At 66.5% G+C, this 24,770-nt stretch carries 21 protein-coding genes; 6 read left to right on the top strand and 15 right to left on the bottom strand.

The window, feature by feature from the left end; translation table 11 throughout:
- Positions 1-29: 29 nt before the first annotated feature.
- Positions 30-1,448 carry a PLP-dependent aminotransferase family protein gene (locus tag PSELUDRAFT_RS18965; protein WP_088968305.1) on the top strand — a complete coding sequence of 473 codons (1,419 nt, stop codon included), beginning with the start codon at positions 30-32 and terminating at the stop codon, positions 1,446-1,448.
- A 59-nt stretch (positions 1,449-1,507) separates the two neighbouring features.
- Positions 1,508-1,945, top strand: a complete 438-nt coding sequence (locus PSELUDRAFT_RS18960; protein ID WP_088968304.1) for an SRPBCC family protein — start codon at positions 1,508-1,510, stop codon at positions 1,943-1,945.
- Between the two features lie 5 nt (positions 1,946-1,950).
- Here PSELUDRAFT_RS18960 and PSELUDRAFT_RS18955 read toward each other — a convergent pair whose 3' ends face one another.
- The 10 genes from PSELUDRAFT_RS18955 to ada form a co-directional block, all read right to left on the bottom strand.
- Positions 1,951-2,829, bottom strand: coding sequence for a rhodanese-like domain-containing protein (locus PSELUDRAFT_RS18955; RefSeq protein WP_088968303.1), 879 nt, complete (start codon positions 2,827-2,829; stop codon positions 1,951-1,953).
- A 38-nt stretch (positions 2,830-2,867) separates the two neighbouring features.
- Positions 2,868-3,899: a DUF2157 domain-containing protein gene (locus PSELUDRAFT_RS18950; protein WP_088968302.1), complete on the bottom strand. Its 1,032-nt coding sequence runs from the start codon at positions 3,897-3,899 to the stop codon at positions 2,868-2,870.
- 179 nt (positions 3,900-4,078) lie between these two features.
- Entirely contained in the window at positions 4,079-4,399 is a 321-nt protein-coding gene (locus PSELUDRAFT_RS18945; protein WP_088968301.1) for a YdbL family protein, read from the bottom strand.
- Between the two features lie 9 nt (positions 4,400-4,408).
- Positions 4,409-4,588 carry a YnbE family lipoprotein gene (locus tag PSELUDRAFT_RS18940; RefSeq protein WP_088968300.1) on the bottom strand — a complete coding sequence of 60 codons (180 nt, stop codon included), beginning with the start codon at positions 4,586-4,588 and terminating at the stop codon, positions 4,409-4,411.
- Positions 4,585-7,272, bottom strand: a complete 2,688-nt coding sequence (locus PSELUDRAFT_RS18935; protein WP_088968299.1) for a YdbH domain-containing protein — start codon at positions 7,270-7,272, stop codon at positions 4,585-4,587. Before PSELUDRAFT_RS18935 ends, PSELUDRAFT_RS18940 begins: the two co-directional genes overlap by 4 nt.
- Positions 7,269-9,599, bottom strand: coding sequence for a bifunctional diguanylate cyclase/phosphodiesterase (locus PSELUDRAFT_RS18930; protein ID WP_088968298.1), 2,331 nt, complete (start codon positions 9,597-9,599; stop codon positions 7,269-7,271). Before PSELUDRAFT_RS18930 ends, PSELUDRAFT_RS18935 begins: the two co-directional genes overlap by 4 nt.
- A 93-nt stretch (positions 9,600-9,692) precedes the next feature.
- Positions 9,693-11,885: a patatin-like phospholipase family protein gene (locus PSELUDRAFT_RS18925; RefSeq protein ID WP_088968297.1), complete on the bottom strand. Its 2,193-nt coding sequence runs from the start codon at positions 11,883-11,885 to the stop codon at positions 9,693-9,695.
- Between the two features lie 266 nt (positions 11,886-12,151).
- Entirely contained in the window at positions 12,152-13,054 is a 903-nt protein-coding gene (locus PSELUDRAFT_RS18920; protein WP_088968296.1) for a DNA-3-methyladenine glycosylase, read from the bottom strand.
- Between the two features lie 89 nt (positions 13,055-13,143).
- Positions 13,144-13,797 (bottom strand): DNA oxidative demethylase AlkB, encoded by a 654-nt coding sequence (gene alkB, locus PSELUDRAFT_RS18915; protein ID WP_088968295.1) that lies wholly within the window; start codon positions 13,795-13,797, stop codon positions 13,144-13,146.
- Positions 13,787-14,878: a bifunctional DNA-binding transcriptional regulator/O6-methylguanine-DNA methyltransferase Ada gene (gene ada, locus PSELUDRAFT_RS18910; protein WP_088968294.1), complete on the bottom strand. Its 1,092-nt coding sequence runs from the start codon at positions 14,876-14,878 to the stop codon at positions 13,787-13,789. Before ada ends, alkB begins: the two co-directional genes overlap by 11 nt.
- Before the next feature lie 286 nt (positions 14,879-15,164).
- Here ada and ahpC point away from each other — a divergent pair, with 286 nt between their 5' ends.
- Together ahpC and ahpF are read left to right on the top strand one after the other, a co-directional pair.
- The gene (gene ahpC / locus PSELUDRAFT_RS18905; RefSeq protein WP_088968293.1) at positions 15,165-15,728 is read left to right on the top strand and encodes an alkyl hydroperoxide reductase subunit C; all 564 of its coding nucleotides are present in this window, start codon (positions 15,165-15,167) and stop codon (positions 15,726-15,728) included.
- 241 nt (positions 15,729-15,969) lie between these two features.
- Positions 15,970-17,544, top strand: coding sequence for an alkyl hydroperoxide reductase subunit F (gene ahpF, locus PSELUDRAFT_RS18900; protein ID WP_088968292.1), 1,575 nt, complete (start codon positions 15,970-15,972; stop codon positions 17,542-17,544).
- Between the two features lie 72 nt (positions 17,545-17,616).
- Here ahpF and PSELUDRAFT_RS18895 read toward each other — a convergent pair whose 3' ends face one another.
- The 3 genes from PSELUDRAFT_RS18895 to kynA all read right to left on the bottom strand — a co-directional run bounded on the left by PSELUDRAFT_RS18895 (position 17,617) and on the right by kynA (position 20,391).
- Positions 17,617-18,507, bottom strand: coding sequence for a hypothetical protein (locus PSELUDRAFT_RS18895; protein WP_157725182.1), 891 nt, complete (start codon positions 18,505-18,507; stop codon positions 17,617-17,619).
- Between the two features lie 213 nt (positions 18,508-18,720).
- Positions 18,721-19,296, bottom strand: a complete 576-nt coding sequence (locus PSELUDRAFT_RS18890; RefSeq protein ID WP_088968290.1) for an NADPH-dependent F420 reductase — start codon at positions 19,294-19,296, stop codon at positions 18,721-18,723.
- A gap of 225 nt (positions 19,297-19,521) precedes the next feature.
- Positions 19,522-20,391: a tryptophan 2,3-dioxygenase gene (gene kynA, locus PSELUDRAFT_RS18885; RefSeq protein WP_088968289.1), complete on the bottom strand. Its 870-nt coding sequence runs from the start codon at positions 20,389-20,391 to the stop codon at positions 19,522-19,524.
- Between the two features lie 353 nt (positions 20,392-20,744).
- Here kynA and PSELUDRAFT_RS18880 point away from each other — a divergent pair, with 353 nt between their 5' ends.
- Positions 20,745-21,440: a pirin family protein gene (locus tag PSELUDRAFT_RS18880; protein ID WP_088968288.1), complete on the top strand. Its 696-nt coding sequence runs from the start codon at positions 20,745-20,747 to the stop codon at positions 21,438-21,440.
- A gap of 76 nt (positions 21,441-21,516) precedes the next feature.
- Here PSELUDRAFT_RS18880 and PSELUDRAFT_RS18875 read toward each other — a convergent pair whose 3' ends face one another.
- Together PSELUDRAFT_RS18875 and PSELUDRAFT_RS18870 are read right to left on the bottom strand one after the other, a co-directional pair.
- Complete coding sequence (locus PSELUDRAFT_RS18875) at positions 21,517-21,951, bottom strand: globin domain-containing protein (protein WP_088968287.1); 435 nt, start codon at positions 21,949-21,951, stop codon at positions 21,517-21,519.
- A 126-nt stretch (positions 21,952-22,077) separates the two neighbouring features.
- Positions 22,078-22,461, bottom strand: coding sequence for a lysozyme inhibitor LprI family protein (locus PSELUDRAFT_RS18870; RefSeq protein ID WP_088968286.1), 384 nt, complete (start codon positions 22,459-22,461; stop codon positions 22,078-22,080).
- 180 nt (positions 22,462-22,641) lie between these two features.
- On the opposite strand from PSELUDRAFT_RS18870, the gene PSELUDRAFT_RS18865 reads away from it, so the two are divergent.
- Positions 22,642-24,576, top strand: a complete 1,935-nt coding sequence (locus tag PSELUDRAFT_RS18865; RefSeq protein ID WP_088968285.1) for a radical SAM protein — start codon at positions 22,642-22,644, stop codon at positions 24,574-24,576.
- Positions 24,577-24,770 lie beyond the last annotated feature (194 nt).

The following is a 24,770-nucleotide window of genomic DNA, read 5'->3' as shown; positions in this document are numbered from 1 at the left end:
GGTAAAGCCCCAAACTGTGCAGGTGCAATATGGCGCAAGAATCCCTCTATATGCGGCTGGTAGGCGAATGGACAGCCATGATGCAGCGTGGCGTGCTGCAGCCGGGGCAGAAGATGCCCTCGGTACGCAAGGCCTGCGAGCAGTACCAGGTGAGCCCGGCCACCATCCTGTCCGCCTACCGGCTGCTGGAAGAACGCGGCCTGGTGGAGGCGCGGCCGCAGTCCGGCTTCTACGTGCGGGCGCAGACGCGGTTGCCGCTGCCGCACATGCGGCGCCAGAGCGGCACCGTGGCCACCGGTGACGAGGTGCTGGACAATATCGAGCTGGTGTTGGCCGCACAGCAGCAGCCGGGCTACCTGGATCTGTCCATGGCTTCGCCGCGCGGCAGCGATTTCTACCCCACCAGCCGCCTCAAGAGCATTCTTGGCAAGCTCACCCGCGAGCAGCCGGAGCTGGCTACCGACTACAGCTACCCGCCGGGCTCGCTGGCGCTGCGCGAGCAGGTGGCGCGCCGTGCGCTGGCCTGGGGCGTGGCGCTGACGGCGGACGACATCGTCACCACCAATGGCTGCACCGAGGCGCTGCAACTGGCGCTGCGCACGGTGTGCAAGCACGGCGACACCATAGGCCTGGAATCGCCCACCTATTTTCTGCTGTTGCCGCTGCTGAAAAGCCTGGGGCTGAAGGTGATCGAGATTCCCACCCACCCCACCACCGGGCTGTCGCTGGACGCGCTGGAACTGCTGCTGAGCGAAGGGCGGCTCAACGCCATCGTCGCCATGCCCACGGTACACAACCCGCTGGGCGCCACCATGCCGCTGGAGAACAAGAAAAGGTTGGCCGCACTGGTGAACGAGCACCAGGTGCCGCTGATCGAGGATTGCCCGCACGCCGACCTGTTCTACGGCCAGCTGACGCCGGACGCGGTAAAAGCCTTCGACCGCGACGGCTACGTGCTGCTGTGCGGCAGCTTCAACAAGACGCTGGCGCCGGGCTTTCGCACCGGCTGGATCGCGCCGGGCCGCTACCGCCGCGAGCTGACCCGGCTCAAGTTCGCCTCCTCGCTGTCGCAGCCGCGGCTGCTGGAGGAAACCCTGGCCAGCTACCTGCAGGACGGCGCCTACGACCAGCACCTGCGCTTCCTGCGCCGCCATTACCAGTCGCAGATGTCGCGGCTGCAGGACGTGGTGGCCAATTACTTTCCGCCAGGCACCCGCGCCACCTCGCCCACCGGTGGTTGCGTGCTGTGGGTGGAGCTGCCGGGCGAAGCCGATTCGCTGGCGCTGTCGCGTGCCGCCTACGCCGAGAAGATGCTGCTGGTGCCCGGCGCGCTGTACTCGCCGCGCGGGCGCTACCGCAACTGCATCCGGCTGTCCTGCTGCTACCCGTGGAGCGATGCCTACGAACGCGGCCTGCAGCGGGTGGCGGAGCTGGCTGCCGGCAATTGAACCCGGCTGGCGGGCTGCGTGGTCTAGACTGGTGACATCCCCCCGGCAGGAGCCCGATCATGAGCAGCAACACCGTACGTCTGCACCGCGTTATCTGCGCGACACCCGACAAGCTCTACCACGCCTTTCTCGACGCGGACGCCATGGCCAAGTGGCTGCCGCCGCATGGCTTTACCGGCCACGTGCACAGCATCGATGCCCGCGTCGGCGGCAGCTACCGCATGTCGTTCACCCATCTGGGCAGTGGCCAGCAGCACAGCTTCGGCGGCGAGTACCTGGAACTGCTGCCCGGCCAGCGCATCAGCCACACCGACCGCTTCGACGACCCCAATCTGCCGGGCGAGATGCGCACCACCATCACCTTCAGCGCGGTGTCCTGCGGTACCGAGGTAAACATCGTGCAGGAGGGCATTCCCGCCGCCATTCCGCCGGAAAACTGCTACGTGGGTTGGCAGCAGTCGCTGCAGTTGCTGGCGCTGCTGGTGGAGGCCCCGTAACGACGCTAACCGCCGGGAAACACGGTGGCGTGCATCACTGCCGGCACCAGTGGCAGCCGGGCCGCTTTCCAGGCTTCCAGCCCGCCGCGGTACCAGTACAGCCGCTGGTAGCCGATGGCCTGCAGCCGCAGCAGCGCATTGATGCTTAACCAGCATTCCGCTGACGCGCAAAACACCACGATAGGCCGCGATTTGTCCGGTTCAAGCGAGATCATCACCCGGCGCAGTTCGGCAACAATGGCGGCTTCCTGCTGCCGGTTCCATAGCGTGCCCAGCCAGTCTATGGTGCAAGCGCCGGGCAGGGTGGTGGCGTCCGGCGCATTCCAGCCCTTGGCGTCCAGCAGGAGCGGCTGTCGTTGCCGGATCACCTTCACCAAGTCGTAGGTTTTCAGCGTTGTGATACCGGGCAGGGTGGCCGGTGTCTTGTCCTCGTAGCCCTTATCGGCCAGGCGCACCTCGCTTGGCGGGGCTACATCGTAGAACAGGCCTTCGAAGTGGTAGTCCCGCCTGTCTGGTAGCTGCAGCGCCTGTAGTGCCGCATGCGATAACCGGGAGAAAGCCAGGTAATCCTCCTGGGCCGGGCGCTCATCCAGCAGATGCAGGCGGCAGGGCTGCTGGGCGTAATGCTGGCAGATATTCATCGCCGTTCTGGCGGAGCGGTCGATGGTGACGCCACCCCAGCCATAGCCGTAATGGCCATCGGCGGAAATTGCCAGCGCCTTATGCTGTTCAAGACTGGCGTAGGTTTGGGTGATCAGTCGCTCGATGGCCGGGGTAGTGGCGATGGCCTGCGGGTAGGCGGGTGGTGGCAGCGGTGCCAGCGTGCTGCATGCGGCCAACAGCAAGCCGGCAGTTGGTACAAGGCAGAATAATGGCTTGCGCATGGTATCGGCTCCTGCGGAAGAGGGCAGGGCCGGGAAAGTCACTCGCGCCGTGCCAGCATGGCCTGCAATTCTGGGGGCAACCTGGCGCGCAGATTGTCAGTAATGGTGTGCTCGCGGCGTTGCCACTGTATGCCCAGCCAGATCACCGCCAGGCCGATCAGCGTCAGCACGAAGGGGAACAGCAGGCTGTCGCGGAACACCTGGTAGGCGAGGTGGCCCAGGTAGCCGGCGCAGCCCAGCCCGCCGAATACCGCCAGCACCCGCCGCGCCAGCACCGCGCCGATGAAGATCATCAGCAGGTTGATGCACAGGTAGAAGAACTTGTTTAGTTCGCTACTGGAATCCATCAGGCTCATCCCGCCCCAGAATGCCAGCGTGCCGAACAGGTACAGCCAGAACGCGTAATCCTTGCCGCTGCGGCTGCGCAGATCCACCCAGAACGCCAGCAACAGCATGGCCAGGCCAAACCACAGCGACACCCATTCGCGCCAGTCGAAAGTGACATAGTCCGGGTCGAACAGCATCGGCGCCAGGTCCATGCTCATGTACCACAGCGTTACCGCCACTGGCATGACCAGGAAGGGCAGCCGCAGCCGCTGCAGCACGATGGCGCCTGCGGCCAACGTTGCCAGCTCCATCTGCAGCCAGCGCCAGTCGATATAGCGGTGGAAGTCCTGGTAATGGGTATTGGTCGTCCATTGCCCCAGCATGTCCTGCACGCCGAACACCGCCAGCGGCGTCATGCATACCGCCAGCGTGGCCAGGATGCCGGCCGGTATGGCAAGCCGCTGCTGCAGCATCCAGCGGCAGCAGGCCAGCGAGGCCACGGCGTAGAGCAGGGAGATCAGCGCCAGCCCGCCACCGCCAAAGCTCGCCCAGCCCAGGTTCATGAACAGCGTCATGGCGCCGATGGCGATCATGCCGCCCAGGTAGTACAGGATGTGGGTGAACTGGAAGCGCGGCGTCGCCTCGTGCCCGGCGGCCAGCAACGCCCACAGCGCCTCGGCCTGCTCATTGCTCAGTACACCTTGTGCCACTGCCTGCTGCAATTGCTGTTTGCTGATGTCCATATCGCCTCCAGGTTGGCCGCATGGCGCTTGTATCCCGTTGTATTGTTGCCAAGGCGGCCGGGCACTGCAAGCGGATGATCAGTCAGCACCGCGGAATGCCGGCAGCCGCAAAAAAATACCGCCCACTCGCATGAGGGGCGGTACTGGTTCGCGGGCGGCTCACTGCCAGCGAACCTCGCCTACTTTTTTACCCATTGGCCGTTGGCCTTGACGTAGCTGCCGGGGGCGGCCTTGTCGATGGCTTTCTGGCCGGCCAGCGCGGCGACCTGGTCGATGGTGGCGCCGTTTTTCTTGGCGATCGCATCATAGGCTTCGCGGCGCTTGGCATTGATGTCGGCGGCCAGTGCCACCGCTTCCGGGGTGGATTTCACCACGCCCAGGTAACCGTCCGGCTGCTCGCCCACCAGGCCCTGGGTCTTGGCGCTGCCCAGGTCCAGTGCCATGGCGAGGCCGCTGCAGAGCAGGAGGCCGATGGCGATCCAACGTGCTGCTGTTTTCATGTTGTGCTCCTAGAACAGTCCGCTATCGGTCGTGAGGCTATCGACATCCTTTTCCACTTTCAGGCGGATTTCGTGATCGATCTTCACGTTCAGGTTGATGGTGATGGGCTCCTTGGGCACTTCCAGTGCCACCCGCGGGGTGCAGGCGGCCAGCAGGGCCAGGAGCGGTATCAGCCAGACGGGTTTCATGGCTTGCTCTCCGTTACGGGGTTGCGTGTGCCGGCCGCGGGTTTGCGGTTCAGCACACGGCGGGAAATTTCATCACCGATACGCAGGCTGCGCAGCAGTTCCAGCACGTTCTCACTGTGGCTGTAGTTCAGGACAACCGGCTGACGGTTTTGTTTCGGGTTGACGCCTTTGAGCGTCACCAGTGCATCCAGCACGCCGACGGGTGTCATGTCGAGGCGGGCCTGGAAGTCGTTTACATCCAACTCGCTCAGCATGTCCAGCGCTAGCTGCACAGCACGGTTGGATTGTGCCATGGCTGTCACGCCGGCGGTGGCCGGCACGCGCAGGGTGAGTTCACCCTCGTTGCGCAACAGGCCGCCTTGCAGCGCCACGCCGGCGCTCAGCAGCTGTACCGGCAGCGTGCCGCCTACCAGGCCGGTCAGCTGCACGGTGGGCTGCGGGTCGTTCTGCAGCGCGGCAATGGCGGCCAGGTCGATGTGGTGCACGCTTACCGGCTGGAAGCCGGTGCTTGGCCAGCGCAGCTGTTCCGCCGCCACGCTGCCGCCCAGCACGCTGGCGTGCACATCGCTCAGCTGCCAGTCCTGCAGGTCGGAGCGCAGCTGCAGGCTGACATTCTGTACCAGGGTGCCCACGTCCAGCTGCGCCAGCTGCAGCGGGCCGTCGCTTTGCACGCTGATGCCGGCGGGGCTTGCGGCCAACGTCAGCCGGCCCTTGCCACCGCTGGCGAGGATGCCGCCCCAGTCCAGCGCCAGGCTGCCAACGCTGGCATTGCCGTTCAGCTGCCATTGCCGGCCCCAGGCCCATTGCAGCTGGCCGTTCAGCTGCCCCTGCTGCAGGGTGACGCCCAGGCCGCGGCTCATGGCGGGCGACAGCGGGGTATCGATATCGACGCTGCCGCTGGCGCCGTCGCCCTGGCGGCGGGCGTGCAGCTGCAGCTTGCTGCGCCAGGCCGGCAGCTGCAGGCTGGCGCTGGCCTGGCTGCCGGCCAGGGTCAGCTCGCCATTGGCTGCCGGCAGGCTCCAGCGGCTGGCCACCGCGCCGCCGGCATCCAGCTGCAGCTTGCCGCTGGCGCCCTGACCGTCGCTGAGCAAGGCGCTGCTGGCCTGTAGCTTGACGGGCTTGAGCAGCACACCGTTCAGCAGGCCCTGGCCGATGGCGAGGCTGCTGCCGGCATCCAGCTGCCAGTGGCCGGGCTGGCCCTGCCAGTTGGCCGCAAGCTGCAACTCGCCGCCCTGGCTGTAGAACGGCAGCCGGCTGTCGGCGGCGATGCTGCCCAGCCAGCGCTGGCCCTGTTGCTGCGCGCCGAGTTTGCCGTGCAGCGGCCAGTCCTGGTAATGGCCGCTGAGTTCTGCGCTCAGCCGTGGCTGGCGCGGGTCAATGCCGTTCACCGGCAGGCTGGCGTGCAGCTGCAGCTGTGGTGCCTGCACATCGAGTGTCAGTGGTGTGCCGTGCGCGCCCTGCGGCCCGACTCGCCCTTGCCAGTTGCCTTGCAGGCGGTAGCCGGCGTAACGGCCGGCCAGCGCCAGCGCGCCCTGCCATTGCCAGTCGCCATTGCCCCAGCGTATGGCGCTGTCGTCGCTTTGCAGCTGCAGGCCCTGGTATTGCAGGCGGAAGGGCAGGCGGCTGTTGCCGGCGGCGGCCAGTGGCAGCTGCCAGTCATGCGGCCAACTCAGCAGGGCGCCCTGCGGCAGATGCAGGCTGCCGGCCGCCAGGGTCAGCTGTTTGTCGGCCCAGCGCAGCGGTATGCGCGCCTGCAGATCCTTGCCATCCAGCCGCAGCTGGCCGCTGCCGCGCTGCAGCGACTGGCTGTCCGGCGTCAGCTGCAGCGCCAGCTTGCCCTGCGGGCCATGGGCTTGCAGGTCGGCCTGCAGCTTGTGCACGGCGTCCAGGTCGCCACTGGCCTGCAGTACCTGGCCCGGCTGCAGCAGCCAGCCGGCAGGCAGCGCCAGCGGCTGTGCCAGGCTGGCGGCAAGCTGCCAGCGGCGCTGTGCCAGCTGCAGTTGCAGTCGGGCATCGGCGCGTTGCGGCGCGCCCTGGTAGCCCAGCTGGCGGCCATCGGCCTGCAATTGCGCCTGCAGATCGCCGGGCAGCCAGCGGCCGCTGCCGTGCAGTGCCAGCTCGCCCAGCAGGCGGGTGTCTAGCGTGGCTGCTTGTAGCCGGGCGCTGGCCTGCCACTGGCCGCTGCCGCGCTGGTAATCGGCTGTCACGCTGTTGCCGTGTTGCTGCGCCTGCAGCTGCCAGTGTCCGTCCGCCTGCTGCAGCGCCAGTTGCAGCGGGGGCAGCGGCAGTGATGGCAGCGCAGCTAGTCGCAGGCTGGCGATATGCAGGCTGAACGGCGGCAGCCCGGCAGGCGGCGGGGCGGGCAGCTCGTGTCTGGCGGAAGGTTGGCCGCAGCTGTGCAGCGTCAGTTGCTGCAGCTCGATGCGCAGCGGTTGCCAGCCGGCGATGTGCATGCCCTGGCCATCGGCAGCCAGGCAGCCTTGCTGCCGCCATTGCCACTGCGTCACCCGCGGCCCTTGCTGCCAGCCCAGGCCGGCCAGCTGCAGGCCCTGGCGTTGCAGCCAGTAATAGCCGCCAAGCGCTGCGGCCAACGGTAACAGCAGCAGTAGCAGCACGGCCGCTGCCAGCCAGTAGCGGCGGCGGCGTGGCGGTTCGGGGGGGGCGGGAGGCTGGCTGTTGCTCATTGCGTGCTATCGGCGGTCAGTTGCTGGCGCAGCTGCTCGAATTCCGCCGCCGGCAGCGGGCGGCTGAACAGATAGCCCTGGTAGGCATTGCAGTGGTGGTCGCGCAGGAAGTCCTGCTGCGCGCGGGTTTCCACCCCTTCGGCGATCACCTGCAGACCCAGGCCGTTGGCCATGGCGATGATGGTCTGCGCGATGATGGCGTCGTTGCGGCTGTGCGGCAGGTTGAGGATGAAGGATTTGTCGATCTTCAACTCGTCCAGTGGCAGGCGGGTGAGGTAGGACAGCGAAGAGCTGCCGGTGCCGAAGTCGTCCAGCGAGAAGCCCACGCCCAGCTCGCGCAGCGCCTGCATCTTGTCCATGGTGTCGTCGATATTGTCCAGCACCATGCTTTCGGTCAGCTCGATCTTCAGCTGCCGCGGGTCGGCGCAGCTGCTGCCCAGCGCGGCGGTGACCTGCTGGACGAAGTCTGGCTGGCGGAACTGGCGTGCGCTGACGTTCACCGACAGCTGCGGCAGCGGCCGGCCCTGCTGCTGCCAGTTCGCCAGCTGTTGGCAGGCGTTGCGCAGCACCCAGTTGCCCACCGGCAGGATCAGGCCGCTTTCTTCCGCCAGCGGGATGAAGTGGCCCGGCGGAATCAGACCGCGTGTCGGGTGGTGCCAGCGCAGCAGCGCCTCGGCGCCGGTGAGCTGCCCGTGGTTGTCCAGCTGCGGCTGGTAGTACAGCTGCAGCTGGCCGCGCTCCAGCGCCTGGTGCAGGTCGTGTTCCATGCTGCTGCGTTCTTCCAGCGCCGCCTGCATCGCCGGGTCGAAGAAGCGCAGCGTGTCGCGGCCGGCGGCCTTGGCCTGGTACATCGCCATGTCGGCGTATTTCAGCAGCGTGTCCGGCGCCTCCTGGTGGCCGAGGAACAACACGATGCCCAGGCTGGCGCTGGCGTGGAAGCTGGTGTCGCCCAACTGGAACGGCAGCGACAGCATGTCCTGGATCTTTTCGGCGATCTGCCCGGTAAGCAGCGCGGCGTCCTGCGGGCTGCTGCCCAGGTGTTCCAGCAGCAGCACGAATTCGTCACCGCCCAGCCGCGATACGGTGTCCGATTCGCGCACGTGGCGCGACAACCGCAGCGCGGTTTCCAGCAGCAGCTGGTCGCCCATGGCGTGGCCGCGGGTGTCGTTGAGCACCTTGAAGTGGTCGAGGTCGAGGAAGATCAGCGCGCCGTAGTGGCGGCTGCGCTCGCTGTCGGCCAGCGCCTGCTGGATGCGGTCCTGCAGCAGGCGGCGGTTGGGCAGCTGGGTCAGCGGGTCGTAGTAGGCGAGGCGGTGGATTTCCGCCTCTGCCTCGCGGTGGCTGGTGATGTCGGAGAAGGTGCCGATGAAATGGCTGATGGTGCCGGCCTCGTCGCGCACTGCGGAAATGGTCTGCCAGGCGATGAACAGGCCGTCGTCCTTGCGGCGGTTCCACATCTCGCCCTGCCAGTAGCCGGTGTGCAGCAGCTGCTGCCACATCTGCGCAAAGAAGGCGCGGTCGTGCCGGCCGGAGGCGAGCATGGCCGGATTCTTGCCCAGTACTTCTTCCGCACTGTAGCCGGTAAGGGTGGAGAAGGCGTGGTTGATGCGGACGATCTCGCCATCGGGACGGGTGAGCATCATGCCTTCCTGCGACTCGAACGCAATGGCGGCGATGCGCAGTTCTTCTTCCTGCGCCTTGCGCGCGGTGATGTCACGCGAAATGCCGAACATGCCGCATACCTGGCCCTGGCTGTCGTGCAGCGGGCCCTTGGTGGCCAGGTACACCACCGTTCCCCGGGTGGTGCTGAGCGTTTCCTCGTAAGTGTGGGTGCGGTTTTCCGTCATCACTTGCCGGTCGTTGGTGCGGATGCCGGCTGCCTGCGCTGGCGGGAACAGCTGGCTGTCGTCCATCCCTAGCGCCTCGGCCGGGTTTTTGCCGGTGACACGGCCGGCTTCCTGGTTGAACAACAGGTAGCGGCCTTGTTGATCCTTGGCGAAGATGGCGTCGGAGGAGTTGTTGCAGATCTCGCCGAGCAGGCGCTGGGTTTCGGCCTGCGCCTGCAGCGCCGCCTGGCGGGAGGCCGTCAGCTGTGTCGCCAGCGCCAGCTGGCGGCGAATCAGGCCGTACAGCAGCAGCGAGGTGACGCCCACGAACAGCCAGCCCTTGATGGTGCTGACCAGGGTGAGGGTGGCTGCATCGTCGAACAGCGCCTCGGCCAGCCGGTCGGATAACAGTATCCAGAGCCCGGCGAACAGGGCATAGACGACGACCGGCCGCAGTGGCGACGGCGCCGGCCCGGTGCTGCTGCGAAGATGAGACGTCATGCTGCGTTTCCTGGTTCTGCCTGTGCTGCCGGGCGCTGCTGGCGCCCTGGCCGATTATTGTCCTTGCGCTTCATCCGGCCCGGTATTCCCGGTTCAGTACTCCACGCCCAGGTTGAGGTAGCCGGTGAGCTGGCCATGCTTGGTCTGGCCGATGCCCATGAACAGCGGCCCGAGCAGGGTGTCGGCGCCCATGAACAGGGTGCCGCCGGGCAGCCAGCCGCTGTCCTGGTTGTTGCTGATCAGCGAGCGCATGCGGCCAACCTCGGCCGAGGCGCCCACGTACAGCCCGGTGCCGATGGCCGACGGCAGGCTGGCCACGCGCCACGACATCATGCTGCGTGCGAACAGCATCTGCCGCCCCAGCAGCTCGCCCGGCTGGTAACCGGACAGGTAGCGGAAGCCGCCCAGCTCGAACACATTGGTATTGTCGCGGGGCGCACTGTAGCCGCCGCGCAGGCTGAAGCGCCAGCTGATGTCGCGCTGGTCGGTGGTAACCGCATCCAGCGACAGCGAGCCGCTGGGCGGCGGCACCTGAGCGCCGCCTTCGCGGCCTTGCGGCGCGCGGGCTTCCAGCCTGGCGGCATAGCCGCTGCGCGGCCAGCGCGGGTTGTCCAGCTGATCCAGCGCCAGCAGCAGGCGCACGCCCTGTTCCTGGCTGGTGTAGTCGTTCAGGTTGTCGCTGCGCGAGCCCACAGTGAGCTGCAGGTTGTTGCTGCTGCGGTACCAGCCGGCGCGCGCCTCGCCCAGCTCGCCAAAATGCCAGCCGGCATCGGCGAACAGGCTGCGGGTGGTGCGGCTGTACTGCGCTTCCGACTGGTGCTGCACATACAGCGAGTAGTTCTTTTCACCGTAGCTGCCGGACAGGCTGCCGAACAGCGGCGAATTGGCGCTCAGCGGCTGATCCCATTCGGCGCTGTAGGTGGGCTCCTCGCCCACCTTGGCCTCGGCCAGCAGACTGCCGCCGGCGCTGTTCAGCCAGCTGCGGCGGTATTCGCCCAGCAGCGAGAAAGTGGCATTGCCGCGCGAGCTGGAACGCAGCTCCAGCCCGCTGCGGAAGTAGTTCGGCCCGGTGCTGCGCTCATGGGCATCCACCTGGGCGATATTCTGGCCATCCTGCTGCTGCAAGGTATAGTCCAGCCGCTCCAGGTCGCCTTCGGCAAACACGTCCTGCAGCCGCTGGTGGAAGCTGGAGAGCCCCAGGTGGCTGCTGATGGTGAGCTTGTCGTCGATGACCTGCGGGTTGATGAAGTGGAAGTCGCCGTTTACCTGCACCTGGTCGATGCGCGGCGCCGGCGGCATGTTGCGGTCAGCCTGCCACTGCCGGTAGTCGGCATCGCTGGCGGCCAGCAGCCCCAGCCTGGCGGCCTGGGCGCGCGCCGCCTGGCGGCCAGCTTCGATGATCCTGCCGTTGGATGCAAAGTCCGCCGGGGTGAAGCCGTCCAGCTGCGGGCGGATCAGGATGTCGTCCGGCCCCAGACGGGCCAGCGATTCCTTGCTGTTGCGCGCCACCATCAGGTAGGTGGTCTGGTCCAGCACGTTCAGAAAGTTGTTCAGCTGCTCGCGCGGCACCGCCGGGGTGCCGACATCGACCACGATCAGCACGTCGGCGCAGCGGCCCTTGAGTTCCTCCACCGGCAGCTGGCGCGCCAGGCCGCCGTCCACCAGCAGGCGGCCGTCGGACTCCACCGCCGCGAACATGCCGGGCACCGCCATGCTGGCGCGCATCGCCAGGCTCAGATCGCCCTTGTCGAACACCACCGCGTCGCCGTTTTCCAGGTCGGTGGCCACCGCGCGGAACGGAATGCTTAACTCGTCAAAACTGGCGGCATTGCGCGCACCGGTAAGCTGGCGGATGAACAGGTCGATGGCCTGGGCATTGATTGCTGCCGGCGGCAGCCGCACCTGGCCTTCGCGGTAGCCGAAGGTCAGGTCGAAGTAGTTCTTGGCGTCGTTGTGCTTGCGCTGGTAGGGCATGTCCTCGCGCCGTGGTTTGCCGGCCAGCAGGGTGTCCCAGTCGGCGGCGGCAAACTGCTGCTCCAGGGTGTCCAGGTGCTGGCCGCTGGCGTAGGCGCCGCCGATCAGTGCGCCGGCACTGGTGCCGGCAATGCAGCTGATGGGGATGTGCAGCTTTTCCAGCTCCTGCAGCACGCCCAGGTGGGCAAAACCGCGCGCGCCGCCGCCGCCCAGCACCACGCCGACGCGTGGCGGGTTGGCCGCATGGAGCGCGGGGGAGGCCAGCAACAGGGCAAGCAGCAGGGCAAGGGTTTGACGGATCAGACGAATCATTGCGGCACGGGCGGAAAAATGCGGGTGTGCAGAGTATATACGGCGGGGCCGCCGATGACTTTGGCAATCCGCCCGGCGTGGGTGGCGCCGGCTGGCGTGGCGCTGGCTGGAGGCCAAAAAAACGGCCCGCCTGGGAGAGGGCGGGCCGACAGACAGTCAGCAGAAACGGGACAATGCACTACAAAGTGCTTCGAGAAACCGGGGTTTCGAGGGCACAACAGCGGCGGCAGTATCGCCGTGGCGGGTGACAGCCTGATGACAGCCGCTCAGTAGCCATCGCTGCTCTGCAGCGCCCACAGGTGTGCCGCCACCAGCGCGCGCCACGGCGCGAAGGGCGCCAGCCAGGCCTCCACCTCGGCGGCTTCCAGCTTGTCGCTACGGCCGAGCAGGCGCTGCAGGTTGCGGCGCACCGCCACGTCGCCGTGCAGCGAGCCGTCCAGCCAGGCAAAGCCGCGCAGCAGCGCGTAGCTGATGGTCCACGGGCCGATGCCGCGCATGGTTGCCAGCTGCTTGCCGATCTGCGCGGCATCCGGCGCGAACTGCCATGCGGCCAAGGGCAGCTCGCCGCCGGCCACCGCCGCCGCCAGCCGCAGCAGGGTCTGCGCCTTGCCCTGGGTGCAGCCGGCGCCGCGCAGGGTGGCTTCGTCCATGGCGGCCACGCAGTCGGCATCCGGCAGACAGTACAGCCCGCTGCTGTGACGCTGCCCGGCGGCCTGGATGAAGCGGCGGCGTATTGACACCGCGGCGGCCACGCTGATCTGCTGGCCGATGATGGCCCAGGCCAGCGCCTCGAAAGCGCTGGCGGTCTGCGGTACGCGCAGCCCGCTCTGCCGCGCCAGCAGCGGCCCCAGCTGCGGGTGGTCGGCCAGCGCCGCCTCGAAGGCTTCCACCGGCTGGGTGAGGCCCAGCATGTGACGCACGGTAGTGGCCAGCTGTGCTGCATCGTCGGGCTGGGCGCTGCCATCCAGCAGCAGGCTGGCCTCCGCGTGGCCGGGATAGAGCGCAACGCGCAGCAGCGCCGGCAGGCCGCGCCACAGCAGGCCCTTTTCCAGCGTCTGGCCGCTGACGCGCTCGGCCAGCTGCTGTGCATCGCGGCGGTGGAAGTCGAGAAAGCCGTCGGCACGGAAATTGGCCGGCAGCGGTAGCCGGCAGTGCAGGGGCAGTGTCATGAGGGATTTCCGGGCGAAAGGTTGGCCGCAAGGCTAATGGCAGATGGCTGGCTTGTCATCGTAACAGCGTGGCCCGGGTGGACCGGCATTCAGCCGGCGCGGCGGAAGGTGAGGTTGATGCGGCACTCGCCCAGCAGCGGGTGGCTGCCGCCCGCCAGCGGCAGCACGCCGTGGTAGCGCAGGCGGTCCGGGCCGCCCCAGACCAGGATGTCGCCGTGGCGCAGGGTGAGGCGCGCACAGCGTTCGCTGCGGCGCAGGCCGCCCAGCTCGAACACGGCCGGCAGCCCCAGCGACAGCGACACGATGGGGGCGGAGAAGTCGCGTTCGTCCTTGTCCTGGTGCAGCGACAGCTTGCAGCCCGGCACATAGCGGTTGATCAGGCAGGCATCCGGCACGAAGCCGGCAAAGCCGGCGCGTGCGGCGGCCTCGCTGGCCAGCGCCAGCCAGCTGTCGGGCATGGCCGGCCACGGCTGGCCGCTGCCCGGGTCCTGCCGGCTGTAGCGGTAGCCGTGCTGGTCGGAGACCCAGCCCAGTTCGCCGCAGCTGGTGGTGGCCACGCCCATGCGGTAACCGCCGGGCGTGACCATGTGGCGGAACGGCGAGAGTGCGGCGATGTGCCGGATGTCGGCCAGCAGCGCTTCCGCCTGCGGCGCCGCCATGGCGTGCAGCAGCACGGTGCCGGCGGCCAGGCGCTCGGTGTGGGGTTCTTCGCCGGCAGGGGGGGCGAACAGGTCATCCATCATTTGCTGTGCCCTTGTTACCGGCCTCGCGCGCCAGCAGTTCCGCCTTGCGCGCCACGCCCCAGCGGTAGCCGGACAGGCTACCGTCGGTGCGCACCACGCGGTGGCAGGGAATCGCCACCGCCAGCGCATTGGCGGCGCAGGCCTGCGCCACGGCACGCACCGCGCGCGGTGAGCCGATGCGCTGCGCCACTTCGCTGTAGCTCAGCGTCTGCCCCGGCGGGATGCTGCGCAGCGCCTGCCATACCCGCTGCTGGAAGGCGGTGCCGCGGATGTCCAGCGGCAGATCCAGCCCCTGCTGCGGCGCTTCGATGAAGCCCACTACCTGCGCCACCAGCTGTTCGTAAGCGGCATCGCCACCGATCAGGTTGGCCGCAGGGAAGCGGTCCTGCAGCTCGTGCAGCAGGCTGCCGGCGTCGTCGCCCAACAGTATCGCGCAGATGCCGCGCGCGCTCTGCGCTACCAGCAGCGCACCCAGGCTGCACTGGGCGATGGCAACGCGGATGTCCTGCGCCTTGCCGCCGGCGCGCCAGGCGCTGGGCGTCATGCCCAGCAGCGCGGCGGATTCCTCGTAGAAGCGGCTGCTGGCGTTGTAGCCGGCCTGGTAGATGGCCTCGGTCACCGATGGTGTCTGCTGCAGCGACTGGCGCAGGCGCGCGGCGCGGTGGGCGCTGGCGTAGGCCTTGGGGCTGAGCCCGGTGGCGGCCTTGAACACCCGCTGCAGGTGGTAGGGGCTGAGCCCGGCACTGGCGGCCAGCTCGGCCAGCGTCGGTGCCTGCTCGGCGTCCTCTATTTGCCGGCACAGCCGGGCGATCAGCGCGGCCTGCAGCTGCGCCGGCGATTCGGCGTCCGGCCGGCAGCGGCGGCAGGGGCGGTAGCCAGCGGCGCCGGCGGTGGCGGCATCCGGGTAGAAGCGCACGTTTTCCGGCCGCGCGTGGCGCGACGGGCAGCTGGGGCGGCAGTAGATGCCGGTGCTGCGCACCGCGTACACGAACTGGCCGTCGGCGGCGGCATCGCGCGCCAGTACCGCCTGCCAGCGCGGATCGGCGCTGCTGGCGCCGCTGTCATGCGTGGACTGTTTCATGCTGTGGCTCCCTTCTGTGGCTCCCTTGTGTTCCTGCTCTGACTGTAGGCCCTGCCGCTGCCGGCGACACTCCGCTGCTTGCGATCAAAACCGGCTATGGCCGCCGATAAAGAAAATAAAACTATGCAAGAAAAACATTCAATTAGATTTATCTATCACGCGGCCGCATCATGCACCTGTCGATAACGACTAACCGCTGCAGACAGACCGGGCGCCGCCGATGAGCGGCATCACGCCACAACGTACGGTTTGATGCGCAGCACCCAATTCATTCAAGGAGCCAAGCATGTCCATCATCAACAGCCAGATCAAACCGTTCGCTACCCAGGCCTTCCACAACGGCAAGTTCATCGAGGTGAGCGATCAGACCCTGCTGGGCAAGTGGTCGGTGGTGTTCTTCTACCCGGCCGACTTCACCTTCGTGTGCCCCACCGAGCTGGGTGACCTGGCCGACCTGTACCCGCAGTTCCAGCAGCTGGGCGTGGAAATCTACTCGGTATCCACCGACACCCACTTCACCCACAAGGCCTGGCACGACACCTCGGACACCATCAAGAAGATCCAGTACCCGATGCTGGCCGACCCCACCCACCTGATCTCGCGCAACTTCGGCGTGCTGATCGAGGAAGCCGGCCTGGCCGACCGCGGCACTTTTGTCATCGACCCGCAGGGCAAGATCCAGATCGTGGAAATCAACGCCGGTGGCGTGGGCCGCGATGCCGCCGAACTGCTGCGCAAGGTGAAGGCTGCCCAGTACGTGGCAGCGCACCCGGGTGAAGTATGCCCGGCCAAGTGGCAGGAAGGCGATGCCACCCTGGCGCCGTCGCTGGACCTGGTAGGCAAGATCTAAGTTTCCGCCGCCCTTCGGCCCGATAGCTTTGTCGGCGGCGCGGCGCGGGGGCTTGCCGTACTCCATGTACTGTCTGCGCCCCCGCTTGCTTGCCTTCGCGCTCACGGGCCGAATCATCGGCGGAAACAAGGTGGGATAAACACTCCCCAACACCCGACATTCATTGCCGGGTGCCCCGGAAAACCCTTGCGGCCAACTTTGCGGCGGTTTTCCCGGGTACCCGTATACCAAGGAGCACATCATGCTGGACAACACCATCAAGACCCAACTGCAAAGCTATCTCACCAAGCTGCAATACCCGATCGAACTGGTGGCCTCGCTGGGCCATGGCGCCAAGGACGAAGAGGTGCGCGGCCTGCTGCTCGACATCGCCGGGCTGTCGGATAAAGTCAGCGTGCGCCTTGACGGCAACGATGCGCGCCAGCCGTCGTTCACCGTTGGCCGCACGGGCGAGGACGTCGCCCGTGTACAGTTTGCCGGCGTGCCGCTGGGCCACGAATTCACCTCGCTGGTGCTGGCGCTGCTGCAGGTGGGCGGCCACCCGTCCAAGGCCGGGCAGGCGCTGATTGAGCAGGTGCAGGGCCTGGCGGGTGAATACCGCTTCGAAACCTATATCTCGCTGTCGTGCCAGAACTGCCCGGACGTGGTGCAGGCGCTGAACCTGATGGCGGTGCTGAACCCGAACATCCGCCACAGCATGATCGACGGTGCGCTGTTCCAGGACGAGGTGACACAGCGCCAGATCATGTCGGTGCCCAGCGTGTACCTGAACGGCGAAGTGTTCGGCCAGGGCCGCATGGGGCTGGAAGAAATCGTCGCCCGGCTGGATACCGGCGCAGCAGCGCGCGAGGCCGAAAAAATTGCCGGCAAGGACGCATTTGATGTGTTGGTGGTCGGCGGTGGGCCGGCCGGCGCGGCGGCAGCCATCTACACTGCGCGCAAGGGCATCCGCACCGGCGTGGTGGCCGAGCGCTTCGGCGGCCAGGTGCTGGACACCATGGGCATCGAAAACTTCATCTCGGTAAAGGAAACCGAAGGCCCGAAACTGGCAATGGCGCTGGAGCAGCACGTCAAGGATTACGAAGTCGACATCATGAACCTGCAGCGCGCCAGCAAGCTGCTGCCGGCCAGCGAAACCGCCAGCGGGCTGACCGAGGTGCGCCTGGAAAGCGGTGCCACCCTGAAAGCCAAAACGGTGATCATTGCCACCGGTGCGCGCTGGCGCGAAATGAACGTGCCGGGCGAGCAGGAATACCGCAACAAGGGCGTGGCCTACTGCCCGCACTGTGACGGCCCGCTGTTCAAGGGCAAGCGCGTGGCGGTGGTGGGCGGCGGCAACTCCGGCGTGGAAGCGGCCATCGACCTGGCCGGCATCGTGTCGCACGTTACCCTGCTGGAGTTCGGCGATGCCATGCGTGCCGACGCGGTACTGCAGAACAAGCTGCGCAGCCTGCCCAATGTGACGGTGATCCTGCAGGCGCAGACCACCGCGGTAAGCGGCGACGGCAGCAAAGTAAACGGGCTCGACTATATTGATCGTGCCAGCGGTGAAGCGCGCCATATCGAACTGGAGGGCATTTTCGTGCAGATCGGCCTGCTGCCCAATACCGACTGGCTCAAGGGCAGCGTGGAGCTGTCCAGCCGCGGCGAGATTCTGGTGGGCCGCCAGCAGGACACCACCGTGCCGGGGGTGTACGCCGCCGGCGACGTAACCGATGTACCGTACAAGCAGATCATCATCGCCATGGGCGAGGGCGCCAAGGCAGCGCTCGGCGCCTTTGACCACCTGATCCGCAGCGGCGTAAGCGCTGCCTGATCAGCTAACAACCGTCTCCTTGGGCGCCCCGGGTCTGTTCGACCGGGGTGTTTTTTTGCGTGCGGGGCGGGTCTACTGCGTTGCTTCCTGACGCAGCATGTTATGCAGCGTGACGATGGCACTGGGGCTGAGCCAGCGCTCGTACGCCACCACCAGGCTGCGGCGCAAGGCCTTGTCCTCCTGCAGCAGGCTGTTGAACAGCGCAACTACCTGCTTGCCCTGTTCCGTGCGCTGGCAGGCCATGGTGGCAGGCAGCAGGCCGCCGCCTTCCGCCAGTGGCAGGAATACCGTGTCGCGCGCCATTTCGTTGGGCACGCCCACATTGTCATACTGGTCGTATGGGTAGCCGAGGAAGAAGTCGATGCGGCCGGAGCGCCGCATCTTGAGGTTGGTGATGCCGGACAGCTGCACGACATTGCCGGCCTGCTTGTCCAGATAAGGCTGCAGCACGGTATTGATACTGCCGCCGAAGGCGCGCGCCATGCTGACGCCCAGTTTGTAGCCCGGGTTCTGCAGCAGCTTGCTCAACTGGATGGTGTTGTTGGCCGCCCGATAGGGTGTCAGGAAGTGCTGCCGCCACTTCAGGGTGATCAGACCATTGGGCAGTATCTGCTCGTAAGGCTGGCTGAAAATCAGGTACTGCTCGCGCGTTGGCGTGGGCAGCAGGCTGGTGGTGCAGCGGGTGCCGGGCTTGTGCATTTCCATCTCGATGCGCGCTGCCATGGCATGCACCTGCTGTGGCGGGCGGCTGGACAGCCGGGGGTGGATTGCCGCGACGATCAGATCCATGACGCCCTGGCCGGCCAGCTTGCCGCTGCTGATGGTGTAGGGCTCCGAGCCCAGGGTGACCCAGGTAAGTTCGATATCCAGCGGTGAGGCGGCACGGGCCGCTGCCGGCAGGGCAAGCAGCAAGGTGCCGCACAGGCGTGTTGTTACGCTGCGCAGCAGGCAGGAAAGGGGCATGCGGTCATCCATATGTCTGGCGTTGCAGGTGCCCGGACTTGGCATTCACCCGTCGCGGGGCATGTCGGCGTGCCGAGTCTGTCCACGCGCTTGCCAGCTGGCGCAAGACAAGGCGAAAACGACCGGGAAAGCGGAATCTACACTAAGTAAATCCGCATTTCGAAGTTGTTTTTAACGCCATCTCGCCGCGGCGTAGCAGATAGTGACAGGCGCTCAGCGTACCAGGCGGAAACCCATATTGGCCCCCAGCCCCTGCACATAGGCCAGGCGGATGTTGAGCAGCGCCATCGGCTCCAGGTAGCGCGCCATCAGCAGCGGGCCGGCATCCACCGCATCGAAACCCAGCGCCGCCACTATCTCCAGCACCGTCTGCTTGGCGGCGGCATCGTCGCCGGCCACCAGCCCCACCAGCTGTTCGCCCTTGACGTGGCCGCTGGCCATGGTGCCGGCAAAGCAGGTGTTGAACGCCTTCACTACCTGTGCCGCCGGCAGCTTCTGCTGCAGCAACTCGGCGCCGCTGGTGTCGAAGCCGGCAGCCAGGTGCAGGCTGTCGGTGAGCAGGTTGGTGGCATCCACCACCACCTTGCCGTTGGCCGCCACGCCCAGCGCGGTAACCACGTTGTCCGTTTCGCTGTAGGGCATGGCGAGGATGATCAATTCGCTGGCCAGCGCTGCCTGGTGTACCAGCTGCGGGTCGCGACCGACGGCGCGTACCTGGTGGCCCAGTTGCGACAGCCCCGCCTGCAGTGCAGAACCGACATTGCCCTTGCCGATGATGGCGATATGCATGATGGCCTCCTTGCCGGCATGCCGGCGCTGATACGATGTTTTATCGATGCTTCAGTGAAGACCATCCCGCGGGTGGATGCCAGTTGTGCTGGAAAGCGGCAAGGGCCGGCGATAGCCGGCCCTTGCCTGTGCTGCATGCCCGTTGGCGGGCTGCAAACAACAAGGGTTGGCCGCATGCGGCCAACCCTTGTCGTGAGTGAAGTGCAGCTGATCGCGTGCAGGCTGTTACAGCTCGGTGCGCAGCCGCCACAGCTCCGGGAACAGCACCACGTCCAGCATCTTGCGCAGGTAGCTCACGCCCTCGGTGCCGCCGGTGCCGCGCTTGAAGCCGATCACCCGCTCCACCGTGGTGACGTGGCGGAAGCGCCACTGGCGGAAGGCGTCTTCCAGATCGACGAATTTCTCGCCCAGCTGGTACAGCTCCCAGTGCTCGTCCGGCTGGCGGTACACCTGCAGCCAGGCGGCTTCCACCGAGGCGTTGTAGCCGGCGGGCTGGGTCCAGTCGCGCTGCAGGCAGTCGGCATCGATGGGCAGGCCGCGGCGCGCCATCAGGCGGATCGCCTCGTCGTACAGCGACGGGGTCTGCAGCGCCTCGGTCACCAGCGCCAGGTGTTCCGGGCGGTGGGCGTGCGGTTTGAGCATCGCTGCATTCTTGTTGCCGAGAATGAATTCGATCTCGCGGTACTGGAAGGACTGGAAGCCGGACGACTGGCCGAGGTAGGGGCGCATGGCGCTGTATTCCGGCGGCGTCATGGTGGACAGCACGTTCCACGCCTGCACCAGCTGCTCCATGATGCGCGACACGCGCGCCAGCATCTTGAACGCCGGCGACAGATGATCCTGCTTCACCTGCTCGCGGGCGGCGCGCAGCTCGTGCAGCATCAGCTTCATCCACAGCTCGGAAGTCTGGTGCTGCACGATGAACAGCATCTCGTTGTGATCCGGCGACAGCGGGTGCTGGGCGTTCAGAATCTGGTCCAGCCCCAGGTAGTCGCCGTAGCTCATCAGTTTCGAGAAATCCATCTGCGCTTCGTGCCAGCGCTCTTCGCTATTGCTGGCAGGCTGGGCGGCTTGGCCGGACATCGGACATTGCATGGTGGCTGCTCCGGGTGGGTGCGGGTAAGGGTGCGCAAGGGCACCGGCTATCGATAAATCCTAGCATCCGGACGGCAGACACTGGTTGCGTATTGCCCGCCGGATAACGGCGGAATGTGCAGAAAATTCGGTTTGGCGGGCGATAAACAGAAAAATCTTGCAAGCAGACCTGCCTTGCCGCGCGGGTGTGGCCTGGCCTGCTGCCACGGCGGGCTGATCGAATAAGTTGAACGGGCTAGGCAGAATTCTCCGGTTTTTATTGCCGGGAACAGGCGGTAAAGTACATTTCGTCGCCGCAGAAAAGCGCATCTTGCCATTTTTCTGGCGGTGACGAACATTCAGGAGAATTCATCATGATCAGCATCCGCAGCGCCGACTCCCGTGGCAAGGCCGACTTTGGCTGGCTGCAAAGCCGGCATAGCTTCTCGTTCGCCAGTTACTACGACCCGGCGCACATGGGCTTTTCCGACTTGCGGGTGATCAACGACGACCGTGTACTGCCACGTGCGGGTTTCGACACCCACGGCCACCGCGACATGGAAATCATCAGCTACGTGCTGCAGGGCGCCATCCGTCACCGTGATTCCACCGGTACCGAAGAAGTGCTGCGCGCCGGCGAGTTCCAGCTGATGAGCGCCGGCCGCGGCATCATGCACAGCGAGTACAACGCCAGCGACAGCGAGGAGCTGCGCTTTCTGCAGATCTGGATCGAGCCGGCCGAGCGCGGCGGCGCGCCGGGCTACCAGCAGAAGGACTTCGGCCTGGCGCCGGGCCTGACCCTGGTGGCCTCGCCGGACGGCGCCGATGGCAGCCTGAAAATGCGGCAGGACGCGCGGCTGTACCAGCTGATCCTGGCGCCGGGCGAGTCGCTGGACTTCAGCCAGCAGCCGGAGCGTTGCAGCTATGTGCACGTGGTGAAGGGGCAGCTGCAGCTGGATGATAGCCAGATCGGCCCGGGCGATGCCGCCAGGGTCACCGCACAGCCGGCCTACACCCTGCGCAACGTTGGCAGCGAGCCACTGCAGGCGCTGCTGTTCGATCTGGCATAAGCCAGCTTGTGGTAGCGGAATGGCGTTCACTCCAGCGGGTGAACGCCATTTTTGCTGTCGCCCTGCGTCGCGGATTTCAGTCGGCGCTCTGCTGTCGCTGCGCCGCCTGCGCCAGCCCCTGCTGCATCAGCGTGGCGATCAGGTCGTAGGCCTGCGACCAGGCCTCGGCCAGTTCCGGGGTGAGCTGCGCGCCCAGGTGCTGCTGCAGTACCTCGGTCAGTGCTGCCTTGAGCACAGCGAAGTGCTCCGGCTTCACGCCATAGCGGTAGTGCTGCACGCCCAGGCCGATGATGACGAAGCGGATGCTGTCCAGGTCGTGCAGGCTGGTGAGAATGGTATTGAGCGTGCGCCCCAGGTTCTGCGACAGCCGCTCCGGCGGCAGGTTGAACATCGGACGCAGGCCGGGGTCGAGCCGGAACAGCGCGTCGTAGATGTCGAGGGTGAACTGGTCGCGGTTGTAGGACAGCTGATCCCAGGCGTGCTGCACCAGGTCGATCTGGGTGTCGTTCATGGGGTGTGGGGTGTGAGTGGTGGCTGTTGTCACTATAGGCAGCCGGCGGCGCGGAAAAAACCGGCTTGCATAGCGGCTTCCCGCGCCGGGTGGGGCAGGGGCAGCCGCGCGGCCGCCCCGTCATGCTTACAGCTTGCTGTTCATGCAGCCGGCGCTTTTGCACTCGCGCACGCGGTCCTGCAGGAAGCGCACCCGCTCCAGCGTGGTCTGCGTGGCGCAATCCAGGTTGACGAAGAAACCGCGCTGGTCGCGATAGCTGCAGTTGTCGTTGCGCTGGCGCATCCATTGCAGCTGGCCGCTCTTCAGCGTGCGGCGGCCGTCGCCATCCAGCAGCTTGGCCAGCTGGCCGTAGTTGTCGTTGAGGTCCTTGTCTGCCTGGCTGTAGACCTTGTTCAGGCAGTAGAGGTCGTCGAAATCGTTGCGGGGCTTGTCGCAGCTGGAGTTGGCGTGGGCGCCGGCGGCCAGGGCAAGCCCCAGGCCCAGGCTCAGAATGGTGATCAGGTGACGCATGGTGTCCTCGTTATCAGGTGAGCGGGAAGCCGGTATATTACCGCATTGTCATTTTTTGGCGTGTGCCGGTTTGCGCTTGGCAAGCCTGCGGCCAACCATGTCAAAGCGGGCTTTTCATGAGAAAATCCGCACATCACGGGCAGCCATGGCTGCCCGCCTTGTTTTCAGCCGGAACCCGCCATGCCCCAGATTGCTTCGCCCCGCGTGCTGTCGCTCATCCCGCCGATGACGCAGCTGAACACGCCGTACCCGTCCACCGCCTACATCACCGGCTTCCTGCGCTCGCGCGGCGTGGCGGCGGTGCAGGAGGATCTGGCGCTGGCGCTGGTGCTGCGGCTGTTCTCGCGCGCCGGGCTGGAGGCGATACGCCCGGCGGTGGAGGCGCTGCCGGTGAAGAAGCGCAGCCAGCAGCTGTGGCACTTCCTGGAGAACTACGAGCAGTACCTGCTCACCGTGGACCGGGTGATCGGCTTCCTGCAGGGGCGCGACGCCACGCTGGCCTACCGCATCGCCAGCCGCGGCTACCTGCCGGAAGGCGCGCGCTTCGCCTCGCTGGACAACTACATGGACCCGGATGACCCGGAAGGCGGTGACCCGCTGGCCTGGGCCTTCGGCGCGCTGGGCAGCTACGACCGCGCCCGCCACCTGGCCACGCTGTACCTGAACGACCTGGCCGACGTGCTGCGCGAGGCGGTGGACCCGCGCTTCGAATTCGTGCGCTACGCCGAATCGCTGGCCATGGCGCAGCCCACTTTCGAGCCGCTGGCGCGGGCGCTGGCGGCGGCGCCCAACCAGGTGGACGACACCCTGGCCGAGCTGACCGTGGCCGCCATCGAACGCCACCAGCCGGACGTGGTGCTGCTGTCGGTGCCATTCCCCGGCTCGGTGTACGCCGCGTTCCGCATCGCGCAGACCATCAAGCAACGTTGGCCGCAGATCCGCACCGTGCTGGGCGGGGGCTTCGTCAACACCGAGCTGCGCGAACTGAAAGAGACGCGGGTGTTCGACTACTTCGACTTCATCACCCTGGACGACGGCGAGAAGCCGATCCTGGCGCTGCTGGAGCACTTCGCCGGCCAGCGCGGCGCCTCGCGGCTGGTGCGCACCTATCTGCGCGAAGCCGGGGAAGACGGGAAGGCCGCCGTGCGTTACGTGAACATGATGGAGGCCGACATCCCGTTCAGCGAGGTGGGTACCCCCACCTGGGACGGCCTGCCCATCGACCGCTACCTGTCGCTGCTGGACATGCTCAACCCCATGCACCGGCTGTGGAGCGACGGGCGCTGGAACAAACTGACGGTGGCGCACGGCTGCTACTGGAAGAAGTGCAGCTTCTGCGACGTGACGCTGGACTACATCTCGCGCTACGAGACCGCCTCGGCCGAGGTGTTGGTGGACCGCATCGAGGCCATCATCGCCGAGACCGGGCAGACCGGCTTCCACTTCGTGGACGAGGCGGCGCCGCCCAAGATGCTGCGCGCGCTGGCCGAGGAGCTGCTGCGCCGCCAGGTGAGCATCTCCTGGTGGGGCAATATCCGCTTCGAGAAATCCTTCACCCCCGAGTTGTGCCAGCTGCTGGCCGAATCCGGTTGCATCGCCATTTCCGGCGGGCTGGAAGTGGCCTCCGACCGCCTGCTCAAGCTGATGAAGAAGGGCGTGTCGGTGGAGCAGGTGGCGCGGGTGACGCAGGGCTTTACCGAGGCCGGCATCCTGGTGCATGCCTACCTGATGTACGGCTTCCCCACCCAGACGGTGCAGGACACCGTGGACGCGCTGGAATACGTGCGCCAGCTGTTCGACAACGGCTGCATCCAGAGCGGTTTCTTCCACCGCTTCGCCTGCACCGTGCACTCGCCGGTAGGGCAGAACCCGGACGAATACGGCGTGCAGCTGATTCCGCAGCCGGACATCACCTTCGCCCGCAACGACGTGGGCTTCATCGACCCCACCGGCACCGACCACGAAGCCATGGGCCGCGCGCTGAACAAGGCGCTGTACAACTTCATGCACGGCATCGGCCTGGAGATGAACGTGCAGCAGTGGTTCGACGTGCGGGTACCCAAGCCGCGCGTGCCGCGTCATTTCATTACCCGCGCGCTGCAGCAGCAGGACTGATTCGCAACGACAAACAGCACAATGCGGCCAACCCTGGGGGATGCAGGGTTGGCCGCATGCTTTTTGTGCGCTTGATTAGCCTGGCTCAGGCAAATCGGGACGAACCGTATTTCTAAAGCATGGTGAACCGTTATTTCTGGCTCTCGATGACAAAAAGATAATTGCCGGGTTTTCATCACGAGCCAGGAGCATGT

The sequence above is a fragment of the Vogesella sp. LIG4 genome, from assembly GCF_900090205.1.
In the GTDB taxonomy this organism is placed as follows: domain Bacteria; phylum Pseudomonadota; class Gammaproteobacteria; order Burkholderiales; family Chromobacteriaceae; genus Vogesella.
This window is presented reverse-complemented; position numbering and strand designations above follow the sequence as displayed.

Coding starts and splice junctions, on each gene's coding strand:
- PSELUDRAFT_RS18965 (WP_088968305.1), top strand. CDS start 30: ATGGCGCAAGAATCCCTCTATATGCGGCTGGTAGGCGAATGGACAGCC.
- PSELUDRAFT_RS18960 (WP_088968304.1), top strand. CDS start 1,508: ATGAGCAGCAACACCGTACGTCTGCACCGCGTTATCTGCGCGACACCC.
- PSELUDRAFT_RS18955 (WP_088968303.1), bottom strand. CDS start 2,829: ATGCGCAAGCCATTATTCTGCCTTGTACCAACTGCCGGCTTGCTGTTG.
- PSELUDRAFT_RS18950 (WP_088968302.1), bottom strand. CDS start 3,899: ATGGACATCAGCAAACAGCAATTGCAGCAGGCAGTGGCACAAGGTGTA.
- PSELUDRAFT_RS18945 (WP_088968301.1), bottom strand. CDS start 4,399: ATGAAAACAGCAGCACGTTGGATCGCCATCGGCCTCCTGCTCTGCAGC.
- PSELUDRAFT_RS18940 (WP_088968300.1), bottom strand. CDS start 4,588: ATGAAACCCGTCTGGCTGATACCGCTCCTGGCCCTGCTGGCCGCCTGC.
- PSELUDRAFT_RS18935 (WP_088968299.1), bottom strand. CDS start 7,272: ATGAGCAACAGCCAGCCTCCCGCCCCCCCCGAACCGCCACGCCGCCGC.
- PSELUDRAFT_RS18930 (WP_088968298.1), bottom strand. CDS start 9,599: ATGACGTCTCATCTTCGCAGCAGCACCGGGCCGGCGCCGTCGCCACTG.
- PSELUDRAFT_RS18925 (WP_088968297.1), bottom strand. CDS start 11,885: ATGATTCGTCTGATCCGTCAAACCCTTGCCCTGCTGCTTGCCCTGTTG.
- PSELUDRAFT_RS18920 (WP_088968296.1), bottom strand. CDS start 13,054: ATGACACTGCCCCTGCACTGCCGGCTACCGCTGCCGGCCAATTTCCGT.
- alkB (WP_088968295.1), bottom strand. CDS start 13,797: ATGATGGATGACCTGTTCGCCCCCCCTGCCGGCGAAGAACCCCACACC.
- ada (WP_088968294.1), bottom strand. CDS start 14,878: ATGAAACAGTCCACGCATGACAGCGGCGCCAGCAGCGCCGATCCGCGC.
- ahpC (WP_088968293.1), top strand. CDS start 15,165: ATGTCCATCATCAACAGCCAGATCAAACCGTTCGCTACCCAGGCCTTC.
- ahpF (WP_088968292.1), top strand. CDS start 15,970: ATGCTGGACAACACCATCAAGACCCAACTGCAAAGCTATCTCACCAAG.
- PSELUDRAFT_RS18895 (WP_157725182.1), bottom strand. CDS start 18,507: ATGCCCCTTTCCTGCCTGCTGCGCAGCGTAACAACACGCCTGTGCGGC.
- PSELUDRAFT_RS18890 (WP_088968290.1), bottom strand. CDS start 19,296: ATGCATATCGCCATCATCGGCAAGGGCAATGTCGGTTCTGCACTGCAG.
- kynA (WP_088968289.1), bottom strand. CDS start 20,391: ATGCAATGTCCGATGTCCGGCCAAGCCGCCCAGCCTGCCAGCAATAGC.
- PSELUDRAFT_RS18880 (WP_088968288.1), top strand. CDS start 20,745: ATGATCAGCATCCGCAGCGCCGACTCCCGTGGCAAGGCCGACTTTGGC.
- PSELUDRAFT_RS18875 (WP_088968287.1), bottom strand. CDS start 21,951: ATGAACGACACCCAGATCGACCTGGTGCAGCACGCCTGGGATCAGCTG.
- PSELUDRAFT_RS18870 (WP_088968286.1), bottom strand. CDS start 22,461: ATGCGTCACCTGATCACCATTCTGAGCCTGGGCCTGGGGCTTGCCCTG.
- PSELUDRAFT_RS18865 (WP_088968285.1), top strand. CDS start 22,642: ATGCCCCAGATTGCTTCGCCCCGCGTGCTGTCGCTCATCCCGCCGATG.